This window comes from Bradyrhizobium sp. USDA 4011 (assembly GCF_054063415.1).
The window spans coordinates 7,020,201-7,031,863 of sequence record NZ_JBSSGG010000001.1 but is presented as its reverse complement, the minus strand read 5'-3'; the positions used below and the strand labels follow the sequence as shown (position 1 = coordinate 7,031,863).

The 11,663-nt window shown below is 63.5% G+C and carries 12 protein-coding genes; 5 read left to right on the top strand and 7 right to left on the bottom strand.

Going from position 1 to position 11,663, the window contains the following annotated elements:
• The first annotated feature begins 7 nt into the window (after positions 1–7).
• The 5 genes from ACVW1C_RS33085 (at position 8) to ACVW1C_RS33065 (ending at position 4,415) form a co-directional block, all read left to right on the top strand.
• Positions 8–943, top strand: coding sequence for an ABC transporter permease (locus ACVW1C_RS33085; RefSeq protein ID WP_456761852.1), 936 nt, complete (start codon positions 8–10; stop codon positions 941–943).
• 67 nt (positions 944–1,010) lie between these two features.
• On the top strand, positions 1,011–1,832 hold the full coding sequence (locus tag ACVW1C_RS33080; RefSeq protein WP_456761851.1) for an ABC transporter permease: 822 nt from the start codon (positions 1,011–1,013) through the stop codon (positions 1,830–1,832).
• A complete protein-coding gene (locus ACVW1C_RS33075; RefSeq protein ID WP_456761850.1) occupies positions 1,829–2,809 on the top strand; it encodes an ABC transporter ATP-binding protein in 981 nt (326 codons plus the stop codon). The genes ACVW1C_RS33080 and ACVW1C_RS33075 overlap by 4 nt, the downstream gene beginning before the upstream one ends.
• Positions 2,802–3,839: an ABC transporter ATP-binding protein gene (locus ACVW1C_RS33070; protein ID WP_456761849.1), complete on the top strand. Its 1,038-nt coding sequence runs from the start codon at positions 2,802–2,804 to the stop codon at positions 3,837–3,839. The genes ACVW1C_RS33075 and ACVW1C_RS33070 overlap by 8 nt, the downstream gene beginning before the upstream one ends.
• Positions 3,840–3,950: 111 nt before the next feature.
• Positions 3,951–4,415 (top strand): GNAT family N-acetyltransferase, encoded by a 465-nt coding sequence (locus ACVW1C_RS33065; protein ID WP_456761848.1) that lies wholly within the window; start codon positions 3,951–3,953, stop codon positions 4,413–4,415.
• On the opposite strand, the gene ACVW1C_RS33060 is transcribed toward ACVW1C_RS33065, so the two are convergent.
• The 7 genes from ACVW1C_RS33060 to xoxF5 form a co-directional block, all read right to left on the bottom strand.
• A complete protein-coding gene (locus tag ACVW1C_RS33060; RefSeq protein ID WP_456761847.1) occupies positions 4,397–4,867 on the bottom strand; it encodes an IS110 family transposase in 471 nt (156 codons plus the stop codon). The two genes, ACVW1C_RS33065 and ACVW1C_RS33060, sit on opposite strands and share 19 nt — an antisense overlap.
• A gap of 306 nt (positions 4,868–5,173) precedes the next feature.
• The gene (locus ACVW1C_RS33055) at positions 5,174–6,316 is read right to left on the bottom strand and encodes an epoxide hydrolase family protein (RefSeq protein ID WP_456761846.1); all 1,143 of its coding nucleotides are present in this window, start codon (positions 6,314–6,316) and stop codon (positions 5,174–5,176) included.
• Positions 6,317–6,392: 76 nt separating this feature from the next.
• Positions 6,393–7,346, bottom strand: coding sequence for a hypothetical protein (locus tag ACVW1C_RS33050; RefSeq protein WP_456761845.1), 954 nt, complete (start codon positions 7,344–7,346; stop codon positions 6,393–6,395).
• Positions 7,347–7,483: 137 nt separating this feature from the next.
• On the bottom strand, positions 7,484–8,047 hold the full coding sequence (gfa, locus tag ACVW1C_RS33045; RefSeq protein WP_456761844.1) for an S-(hydroxymethyl)glutathione synthase: 564 nt from the start codon (positions 8,045–8,047) through the stop codon (positions 7,484–7,486).
• Between the two features lie 33 nt (positions 8,048–8,080).
• Complete coding sequence (locus ACVW1C_RS33040; protein ID WP_456761843.1) at positions 8,081–9,190, bottom strand: S-(hydroxymethyl)glutathione dehydrogenase/class III alcohol dehydrogenase; 1,110 nt, start codon at positions 9,188–9,190, stop codon at positions 8,081–8,083.
• 50 nt (positions 9,191–9,240) lie between these two features.
• Positions 9,241–9,717, bottom strand: coding sequence for a c-type cytochrome, methanol metabolism-related (locus tag ACVW1C_RS33035; protein WP_456763237.1), 477 nt, complete (start codon positions 9,715–9,717; stop codon positions 9,241–9,243).
• Positions 9,718–9,841: 124 nt separating this feature from the next.
• Positions 9,842–11,644 (bottom strand): lanthanide-dependent methanol dehydrogenase XoxF5, encoded by a 1,803-nt coding sequence (gene xoxF5 / locus ACVW1C_RS33030; protein WP_456761842.1) that lies wholly within the window; start codon positions 11,642–11,644, stop codon positions 9,842–9,844.
• Positions 11,645–11,663: the final 19 nt, after the last annotated feature.

The window sequence follows — 11,663 nt, the reverse complement described above, 5'->3', positions numbered from 1 at the left end:
ACGTCCAATGCTCTCCTTCGCGATCCGTCGAGTCCTGCAAACCATTCCGACCGTGCTGGCTGTCGTGCTGGTGATCTTCGTGCTGTTCAGCGTCGTTCCGGGAAGCATCGTGTCGAGCATGGGCGACGACGGCCGGGGTCCGACGGACCCGCAGGTCGTCGAACGCATGAAAAAGCAGCTCGGCCTGGACGATCCCGTTTACGTGCGGTTCGGCTCCTATGTCGCCAAGCTCACGACAGGTGATTTCGGGACCTCGTTCCGGACCCGCGAGCCGGTCACGACCATGGTCGCGAAACGGATGTGGCCAACGCTGCAGCTGATCTTCGCAGCGCTGGTGTTTGCGATTGCGGTCGGCGTTCCGCTCGGTTTCATCGCCGCGCTGAAGCCGGGCAGCATCGTCGATACGCTCTCGATGGTCCTGGCGGTGTCGGGCCTCTCGATGGCCAAATTCTGGCTCGGGCTTTTGCTGATGTATCTGTTTGCATTGAAGCTCGGCTGGCTGCCGAGCTTTGGCTATGGCGATGGCAGCCTCATATATCTGCTCCTGCCTGCCGTGACCCTCGGCGTCTCGCCGATGGCGCTGCTGGCACGGACGACGCGGGCAGCGGTGCTCGAGATCATGACCGCGGATTTTGTCCGGACGGCGCGCTCGAAGGGCATGAGCGAAACCCGGGTCGTGACGTGGCACGTGATGCGCAATGCCCTCGTCATCATTCTCACGGCAATCGGCCTGCAATTCGGCGTCGTGATGGGCCAAGCCGTCGTCGTCGAGAAACTGTTCTCCTGGCCGGGCATCGGCTCGCTGCTGGTCGACAGCGTCCTGCAGCGCGACATCCCCGCCGTGCAGGGCACCATTCTCGTGGTGGTGCTGTTCTTCCTCGCCGTTAATACGTTGGTTGACCTGCTCTACGGCGTGATCGACCCCAGGATCCGATACGCATGAGCGGCGGCCAGTCTCGTCACGTCAGCGCACGGTCGACCGTCGCGCCTACCACGGTGGAGCGGCCGCGATGAAGCTTGGAACCAGCGCGATCATCGGCGGCGTGCTATTCGCGCTTGCGATCTTCGTCGGCCTGTTCGCGCCCTGGCTTGCACATACAGACCCGGTCATGGGCGCCAACCTCATGAATGCGGAAGAACCGCCGAGCTGGATCTGGTGGTTCGGCACCGATGCGCAGGGCCGCGATATCTATTCCCGCGTCGTGCACGGCGCGCGCATCTCGCTGACGGTCGGCATCGTCTCGCAGCTCGTCAATAGCGTCATCGGCGTGACGCTGGGCCTGACCGCGGGCTATTGGGGCGGCTGGTGGGACGATGTCGTCAACGGGCTGACCAATGTCATGCTCGCCATCCCCTCTCTGATCTTCGCCCTCGCCATCATGGCGGTGCTTGGACCCGGCCTGACCAGCCTCCTGATCGCGCTCGGATTGACCAATTGGTCCTTCACCTGCCGGATCGCACGCGCCTCGACGCTGTCGCTCAAGAGCCAGGGCTATGTGCAGGCTGCGCGCGTGCTCGGCTATGGAGATCTGCGCATCATGATCACGCAGCTGCTGCCGAACATGGTTGGCCCTATCATTGTCATCGGCACGCTCGGCATGGGCGGCGCGGTGCTGGCGGAAGCTTCGCTTTCGTTCCTCGGCCTTGGCATCCGTCCACCCTATCCGAGCTGGGGCAGCATGCTGTCAGAGGCGCGCGACCAGATCACCACGGCGCCATGGTTGTCGGTGTTCCCGGGCCTCGCCATCTTCCTGACGGTGCTCGGCCTCAACCTGCTGGGCGATGGCTTGCGTGACGTGCTGGATCCCCAGTCGCGGAGCCGGCGCGGATGACGGCTCCTCCGCTGATTGAAGTCGAGGATTTACGCATCGATCTCGACGACGGCGCCAACCATGTTGCGGCGGTCGAGGGCGTTTCATTCCGCATCGATCGCGGCGAGACATTCGGCCTCGTCGGCGAGTCCGGCTGCGGCAAGAGCATTACGGCGCTCGCCCTGATCGGCCTGCTGCGCCGGCCGCTCGCGGTCGCCGCCGGCGCGATACGTTTCGAGGGTCGCGAGATTCAGAGACTTTCCGCGGCCGAGCAGCGGGCGCTGCGCGGCAACCGCATCGCCATGATCTTCCAGGAGCCGATGACGGCGCTCAATCCGGTGTCACCCGTCGGCCGGCAGATCGCGGAGATGTTCGTGCTGCACAAAGGCAAGAGTTGGCGCGAGGCGAACCAGCTGGCCGTCGAGGCGCTGGCGAACGTGCGCGTCGCCGCACCGGAGCGGCGGGTGAAGGATTATCCGCACCAGCTTTCGGGCGGCATGCGCCAACGCGTGATGATCGCCATCGCGCTGGCATGCGATCCGGATCTTCTGATCGCCGACGAGCCGACCACCGCGCTCGACGTGACGGTGCAGGCGGAAATCATCGAGCTGATGCGCAATCTGTGCGCCGAGCGAGGCACGGCGATTCTGATGATCAGCCACGATCTGGGCCTGGTGGCCAACGTCTGCCGCCGCGTCGGCGTCATGTATGCCGGTCGCATTGTCGAGGAACGCGGCTCGGACGACATCTTCCGCGCCTGCGCGCATCCCTACACGCAGGGCCTGGTCGATTCGCTGCCGCGGCTGGGGAGCCGCGCAGCGCTCGGCCGGTCGCGGCTCAGGGAAATCGCCGGCGTCGTCCCGGCGATCGCGGACTTTCCGAGCGGCTGCTGCTTCAATCCGCGTTGCGCACAGGCGACCGAGATCTGCCGGACCACCGCACCGGAAACGACATGGCTCGCTGCAGGCGGCCTCGTCAGGTGCCACCACCATGCATGAGCCCGCGGCGAAGCCTGACGACGATGTCATCCTCAGCGTCAAGGATCTCGCGGTGCATTTTCCGCTCGGCGGCGGCTTGCTGGGCGGCGGCCAGCGGCTGCTGCGCGCGGTCGACGGCATCGATCTCGAACTGAAGCGCGGTGAGTGCCTCGGTCTCGTCGGCGAATCCGGCTGCGGCAAGTCGACCGTCGCACTTTCACTGCTTGGGCTGCTGACGCCGACGCGAGGCAGGATCGTGCTCGACGGGCACGTCGTGACGGGCCAGCGATCGGTCGATCGAAAGCTTTTGGCCCGTACCGCCCAAATGGTGTTTCAGGATCCCTACGCCTCGCTCAATCCGCGCCAGACCGTGCGCCGCACGCTTGAAGACCCGCTGCGCCTGCATGGCGTGACGGCCCAAAGCGAGATCGACGGACGCATTGCGGCGATGCTCAAACATGTCGGCCTGCGGCCCGAACAGGCCGGCCGCTACCCGCATGAATTCTCGGGTGGCCAGCGCCAACGCATCGGCATCGCCCGCGCCCTGATCCTCAATCCCAAGATCGTCATCTGCGACGAACCGGTATCGGCGCTCGATGTTTCGATCCGTGCCCAGATCATCAATCTGCTGCTGGAATTGAAGGAGAGTCTCGGCCTCTCCTATATTATGATCAGCCACGATCTCGGCGTGGTCGAGCACATGAGCGACAGGGTCGCGGTCATGTATCTCGGCCGCATTGTGGAGACGGGCGGCTGGCGCGAGATTTTCGAGCGGCCGGCCCACCCGTATACGCAGACCCTGATCGCCGCGATTCCCGATCCGCTACGCCGCGCACCGCTCGCGACGACAAGGGGCGAGCTTCCCAATCCGCTCAATCCGCCGGACGGATGTGCATTCAGTCCGCGCTGTCGCTACGCCGAGGCGGTGTGCCAGCGCGAGCCCGGGCCGTCGCTTCAAACGCGCGCCGACGGGCACGCGGTCCGGTGCTGGCGAGCTGACGAGATTGCCGGTCAGGCAGCACGGGCCGCAGCCGAGAGCGGACATCCCTAATATGTCGGCGATCCGCACGTTGCCTAATGGCCCATCGGATCCACCCATCCTTCGCCTTTACCTTCCTCCTACGATTTGCCCGCGGGACGCGTTTTCAATTAAGGTAGCGAGATGGACATGCTCGTCAAACTCTATGCCCTGCCCGATTCTCGGCCCGCCTACGATCGATTGCTCAAGGCCGGAATTGTCATGCGCCGGGCGCTCGCTCCCGAAAAGCACAAGGTCACAGCCTGGGTGCGGGAAACGTTCAGCGAGGCATGGGCCAGCGAAACCGAGGTTGCGTTCAGCCGCCAACCGGTCTCCTGCTTCATCGCGATCCAGCAAAAGAAGATCATGGGATTCGCCTGCCACGACGCGGCCTGCCGCAACTTCTTCGGTCCGACCGGCGTCGCGCCGAAGGCGCAGCAGGGCGGCATCGGCAAGGCACTGCTGTTCGCCTGTCTCGAGGACATGAAGCACCAGGGCTTCGGCTACGCCATCATTGGTGGGGTCGGGCCGGCAGAATTTTATTCGAAGGCCGTCGGCGCGGTGGCCATCGAAGGCTCCGCGCCCGGGATTTATCGGGGACTGCTGTAGTTCGCAGTTCGTAGCCGGTTCTTGAATCGCGCGATATCTTCTCCGATCTGATCAATCAGCGTCAGATGTCCGGCCAAGGGCGGTAATCTGGCGTCGGGTGCCGGGTGGATCTTCTTGACCGCAGCGGTGCAGGCGGCGATCAGCGCGGCATCGAGCCGATCGTTCTTGGCACGCTGCCCGCGGTATTTGGCATAGGCACGCACCTGCGCCGGCTGGAACACCACGACGACAAACCGCTTGCGCCGCAGCTCGACGACGACCGGCTGCTCATAGCCACCACTCGCCTCGATCCCAACCCGCCTGACCTTGTGGCGCCCAAGCCACTCCAACAGCGTCTTGTAACCATCCGTCGTGTTCTCCACCTGCAGCTGGTCCGAGCCGTCGGCGAGCGCCACGTCGAGCTTCCGTTTGCCGATATCGATTCCGGCACAGATTGTGATACGCTTGGCCATCTTCCTCGACCCTCCCTTGTGATGCGAACCTAGAGTTCGTTCAACCATGCGGGTCCCGATGAAGTGCCGATCGCGATCTTGCTACGAACGACAGCCCTCAAGGCTTCGATGGGTATCGATCCGATCGATCAGCGGCCCAGCCCGGGCGGCCACCCGAGCTGGGCCATTCCTCTCGGAACGAGGCCAGTCTAATCCAGCGCGCTAATACAAGGATGGGTAGAGCGAAGCGAAACCCATCATTCGCGCCGCACGCAACGTCGGTGGGTTTCGCTTCGCTCTACCCATCCTGCGCGACTAGCTTCACGGCTAGCGCAGCTTCCCGAAGAACTCGCGCACCTCGCCAACGAAAAGCTCGGGCTGCTCGAACGCCGAGAAATGTCCGCCCTTCGGCATCTCGCGCCAGTGCTGGATGTTGGTGAAATTCGTCTCCATCCATTTGCGGACCGGCGTGACGATCTCCTTGGGGAACACGGCAACACCGGTCGGCACGCTCACCTTGTGCGGGGTTCGCTTGCCCGGCCCAAAACTTTCCCAATAGAGCCGCGCCGACGATGCGGCCGTCTCGGTCAACCAGTACAGCATGACATTGTCGAGCAGTTCGTCGCGGCTCAGGATGTTTTCCGGATGCCCGTCACAGTCGGTCCAAGCCCAGAACTTTTCCAGGATCCAGGCCGCCTGCCCGCTCGGCGAGTCCGTCAGGGCGTAACCGAGCGTCTGCGGCCGGGTGGACTGCTGCTTGGAATAGCCGGAATCCCAGTCCGCGTAGTATTTGATGCCGTTGAGCGCACGGGTTTCCTCCGGCGTCGGCTGGCCCTCGACATTGGGCCGGGTCGACATCGCAAGCGTGATGTGAATGCCGGCGCAGTGCGCCGCATCCTGTCCGCCGATCGCGGTCGTGACCGCGGAGCCCCAGTCGCCGCCTTGCGCGAAATACCTGGCGTAGCCCAGCCGCTCCATCAGGACGGCCCAGGCCTTGGCGATCCGGTCGACGCCCCAGCCTGTCGCGGTCGGCTTTGCCGAGAAGCCGAAGCCCGGGAGTGACGGGCACACCACATGGAAGGCATCGGCCGCGCTGCCGCCATGCGCCGTCGGATCGGTCAGCGGTTCGATCACCTTGTGGAATTCGACCACCGATCCCGGCCAGCCATGGGTGATGAGCAATGGCCGTGCCTCGGGATGCCTCGAGCGGACATGGATGAAGTGGATGTCGAGCCCGTCGATTTCGGTCGTGAACTGGCTGAAGCGGTTGAGCTGCGCCTCGCGCTGCCGCCAATCATAGGTTTCGGCCCAATAGTGGCAGACGTCCTTGATCCATTGCAGCGGCGCGCCCTGGCTCCAGTCGTCGACCAGCTCGGCCTCGGGCCAGCGGGTCCGGCGCAACCGGGCGCGAAGATCCTCGAGGACATCGTCGCTGACGGCGATGCGAAACGGACTGATGGCGGTATTCATGGCGTCTCCCCGGGGCTCGACATCTGCCTGGGAAACATAGGGCCGGACCGCGAGCCGATCAAACCGCCAGGTAACGCTACTTGCCGAGCGCCGTCGCCAACAGCGCCTGCGCCTGTTTGGTGGCTTCGGCGAATGCCGGCTGTTCAGGGGCGTGCTGAACGAAGCAGCGCTTGAACGCGTCATCGCCCTGCTCGCGCAGATCGCCGAGTTTGTCGTAGGCCTTCTTGTCGATCCGCTTCTGACGCAGCTTCTCGTCCGCTTCGTCGGCCTTCTTGTTGTAGTCGGCGCGGATCGCGGCGCAGGCCGGCACCTGCACGGTGGGCTCGATCTCGCCATAGGCGATGTAGAGCTTGCCGTTGGCAAGCGCCGCGACAAACACCTCGTCGGCGGCCGCGGGGGTTGTGTCCTGGGTGCGGCCGGCGAGGAAGCCGTAAGTCAGGATGGCCGACGCCGGTTTGACGACCGGCAGCTCGTTGAAGTTGATCACCGCCGCATCGGTCGAAATCGCCTGCGTGTACAGGCCCTCGAACTTCAGGACCGGTTCGATCTGCTGCGGCACATTCTTGCTGCCCTTGTCCCACCACGCCTTGTGCTCGCGCAGCCAGCGCGTGAACAGGGCTTCGGAGGTGACGATGATATGGGCTTTCGGTTCGACGAAGCTGCCGTCGGCGCGCTTCTCACCGATCTTGCCGCCGTCCCTGCCGGTGTCGGCATCGAAGCGCAGGCCGTCCAGCATGCCGAACCCCATATCGCCTTTATACAGAGTGTCGAGGTTGAGCTGGGCGGGGGCAAAGCCAGGCCGGGCGGGCTGGGACAAGATCACGACCAGCTGCCCCTTCAGTTCGTCGCGCACGGCCGCTTCCGCCTTGTCGACGGCCTCGTCGATCTTGCCGTCCTTCTGCTGCTTGGCGAATTTGGCGATCGCCGCGTCGCGCGCGGCAATATAGCGGTCCTCGGGCGATGTGGCGCGGACCGGCGAAAGGACCAGGATCGTGGATAGGACGAGGGCAAGGCGGAAAATAAAATGCATGCCCTGTGGTCGCCCGCAGGGCATACAAGGTTCAAGGTCACGGGTACTACCAGCATATCCGTCGCCGGCAGGCCCTCTGCCGACGCCGGATCTCGTCAGGGCCGGCCGGTCGTGCCGCCCTGGTCAGGCTGCCTTGATCAGGCTGCCTTTGATTTCGCCACATGGGTAGCAATCGCGTCCATCAACGCCGGCGACAGGCAGTCATAGGGCTCGAGCCCAAGCTCCTTCAGCCGCGACCTGATCCCGGCCATATCGGCCGGCTTGACGCCGGACTCGATCACCGACGACACGAAGGCGGCAAATCCCGGAGCCGCCGAACCGGACTCCTGGAACAGTTCGGGATGGATGAAGTCGAGGCCATAGAACGGATGACCCTTGTTCTCGATCCGGCCGTACATGTGCGTGCCGCATCCGGTGCAGGCATGGCGCTGGATCACCGCGGCGGTATCTACGATCTTCAGCTTGTCGCCGTTCTCCAGCACGGTGACGTTTTCGCGCGGGACGACCGCAACCACCGAGAAGATGGCGCCCGGAGGCTTCCAGCATTTGGTGCAGCCACAGGCGTGGTTGTGGGCGACGTCGCCCTTGACCCCGACCTTGACCTTCTTGTCCGCGCATTTGCAGACCAGCGTACCGCCGGCAAAACTGCCGGAACCTTGCTTGACGCCATTGTCGACTGACGGGTGGATATGAACAGTCATTGACCTATCCTCCTAGTGCTTGGTGTTTTGATTTTAGAACACGACGACCGAACGGATCGATTTGCCCTCGTGCATCAGGTCGAAGCCCTTGTTGATCTCGTCGAGCTTCAGCACGTGGGTGATCATCGGATCGATCTGGATCTTTCCGTTCATGTACCAGTCGACGATCTTCGGCACGTCGGTGCGGCCGCGCGCGCCGCCGAACGCGGTACCCTTCCAGACCCGTCCGGTGACGAGCTGGAACGGCCTGGTTGCGATCTCCTTGCCGGATTCCGCGACGCCGATCACGACCGACACGCCCCAGCCGCGGTGGCAGGCTTCCAGCGCCTGGCGCATCACGTTGGTGTTGCCGGTGCAGTCGAAGGTGTAGTCGGCGCCGCCGTCGGTTAGGCCAACTAGGTGCTGCACGATATCGCCGCTCACCTTGGTCGGGTTGACGAAATGCGTCATGCCGAACTGGCGGCCCCAATTGTCCTTGGAGTCGTTGATATCGACGCCGATGATCTTGTCGGCGCCGACCATCTTGGCGCCCTGGATCACGTTGAGGCCGATGCCGCCGAGGCCGAACACGATGACGTTGGAGCCCGGCGTCACCTTGGCGGTGTTGACGACCGCCCCGACGCCGGTGGTGACGCCGCAGCCGATGTAGCAACTCTTGTCGAACGGCGCGTCCTCGCGGATCTTCGCCACCGCGATCTCGGGCAGCACCGTGAAGTTCGAGAAGGTCGAGCAGCCCATATAGTGGAAGACCGTCTTGCCCTTGTAGCTGAAGCGCGAGGTGCCGTCGGGCATCACGCCCTTGCCCTGGGTGGCGCGGATCGCGGTGCAGAGATTGGTCTTCTGGCTCAGACAGCTTTTGCACTGGCGGCATTCGGGCGTGTAGAGCGGGATCACGTGATCGCCAGGCTTCACCGACGTCACGCCGGCGCCGACATCGCGAACGATGCCGGCACCTTCGTGCCCGAGGATCGAGGGGAAGATGCCTTCGCTGTCGAAGCCGTCGAGCGTGTAGGCGTCGGTGTGGCAGATGCCCGTCGCCTTGATCTCGACAAGGACCTCGCCGGTCTTGGGGCCTTCCAGGTCGAGCTCGACGATCTCAAGCGGCTTCTTGGCTTCGAATGCGACTGCGGCGCGGGTCTTCATCTTGGTCTCCACAAAACATCAAACAGGTTTGTCATTCGCGCCGGTCACGCTCAGTTCTTGTTGCCCATGCAGGCGTCTTCCGCCTTTGCATAGGCTTCCGACTTGTCTTCGTGCTTGGCCGGCCGGACGCGCCCGACCGCATCATTGGCGCGGGCGCGCAGGTACACATAGAGGTCGTCCATGTAGCAGGCAACGTTCGGGTTATCGCCGAATGCCGGCATGACATTTTCCTGCGACGTCGATACGTTCTTGCGTCCGCTCGCGACCACGCCCATGAAGTCGGCATAGCTCATGGTCTTCAGCGAATCCTTCAAAGCCGGCGCGTAAGTCGAGCCCATGCCGTCGGGTCCGTGGCAGACGTGGCACTCCGAATGATAGCGGCGGTAGCCCGAGTAGGTGTACCAGTCCACCGTACCGTCGGACGCGACCTTGAAAGTCGGGTTCCCATCCTTGTCGAGCCACTTGCCGTCCTCGGACTTGACGGCGGTTGGATCCCCCACGTCCTCGGCGGAGGCAACTCCACCCATTGCCACGACGAAGATCGCGGCAGTCACAAACCAGATCTTACGCAAAAGCATATCCTCGCGTGCTGATTGAAGGCGGACCGGCGCATGGAGATCTCTCCATGCGCCGGAACGAGGGTTGCTCAGCTCACTGCGGCAGCGAGAACACGGTGAGCGTTCCGCCGAGCGCGGTATAGTTGCTCAGCGCGGCGTAGCCGCCGACTGCACCGAGGCCGGCCGTAGGATCGGTCAGACCGGCGGCGAGGCCGATGCCTGCCCAACCGCCAACACCCGACAGCACGGCGACATACTGCTTGCCGCCGTTTTCATAGGTGGTGACGTTGCCGATGATGCCGGACGGGGTCTTGAACTTGTAGAGCTCCTTGCCCGTCTTGGCGTCGACAGCCTTCAGGTAGCCCTCCAGCGTGCCGTAGAACACCACGCCGCCGGCGGTCGCGAGTGCACCCGACCAGACCGAGAACTGCTCCTTGTTCGACCACACGATCTTGCCGGTCTTGCCGTCCCAGGCGATGAAGTTGCCCATGTTGGTCTCACCCGGAGGCGGATACATCGACAGCGTCGCGCCGACATAGGGCTGACCTGCGGTGTAGCTCACCTTGAACGGCTCGTAGTCCATGCAGACGTGGTTGGTCGGCACGTAGAACAGCTGCGTATCCGGCGAGTAGGCCGCCGGCTGCTCGTCCTTCGAACCCAGCGCCGCCGGGCAGATGCCCTTGACGTTGTGGTCTTCGCCGGCCTTGTCGGTCGACGCTGCGTCAAGAACCTTCGGACGACCATAGGTCGGCGAGCTCTTGTTCATGTCGACGCCGGAGGTCCAGTTCACCTTCGGATCATACTTCTCGGCAACCAGCAGTTCGCCGGTGGCGCGATCAAGCGTGTAGCCGAGGCCGTTACGATCGAAGTGCGTCAGCAGCTTGCGCGCCTTGCCGTCGATGTTCTGATCCGAGAGGATCATTTCGTTGACGCCGTCATAGTCCCATTCGTCATGGGGCGTCATCTGATAGACCCACTTGGCAACGCCGGTATCCGGGTTACGCGCCCAGATCGTCATCGACCATTTGTTGTCGCCGGGACGCTGCTTCGGATTCCAGGTCGAGGGGTTGCCCGATCCGTAATAGACGAGGTTGAGCTCGGGATCGTAGGAGATCCAGCCCCAGGTCGCGCCGCCGCCGATCTTCCACTGATCGCCTTGCCACGTCTTCAGGCTCGAGTCCTTGCCGATCGGCTTGCCAAGCTCGGTGGTCTTGTCGTCGACCAGAAGCTGGTCATCCGGACCTTCTGAGTATCCGCGCCAGACCAGCTTGCCGGTCTTGAGATCGTAGGCCGTCATGTGGGCCTGAACGCCGAACTCGCCGCCGGAGATGCCGACCAGGACCTTGTCCTTGACGACCATCGGCGCCGAGGTACCGGTCGATCCCTTGCTCGGGTCGCCGTTCTTGACGCTCCACTCCACCTTGCCGGTCTTCGCATCGAGCGCAACCAGCGTGGTGTCGGCCTGATGCAGGATGATCTTGCCGTCACCATAGGCGACGCCGCGATTGACCGTGTCGCAGCACATCACCGGAATGACGTTCGGATCTTGCTTCGGTTCGTACTTCCAGACGATCTGGTTGTCCTTGGAAAGGTCAATAGCGTAGACCTTGTTCGGGAACGGCGTATGCACGTACATCATGTTGCCGATGATCAGCGGGCCGCCTTCATGACCGCGCAGCACGCCGGTCGAAAACGTCCACGCTACCTGCAACTTTCCGACGTTCTGAGCGTTGATTTGATTCAGCTTCGAATAGCGCTGATTGCTGTAGTCGCCGGTCGGCATCACCCAGTCTTTCGGGTTCTGCGACATCTTGTGGAGTTCGTCATTGGCATTGGCAGCTCCGGCGGCGAACACCGCCATTGCCCCAAGGCTGGTCGCGTAAAGCAGCTTGCGCATCGTGGATTTCCTCCCAGGT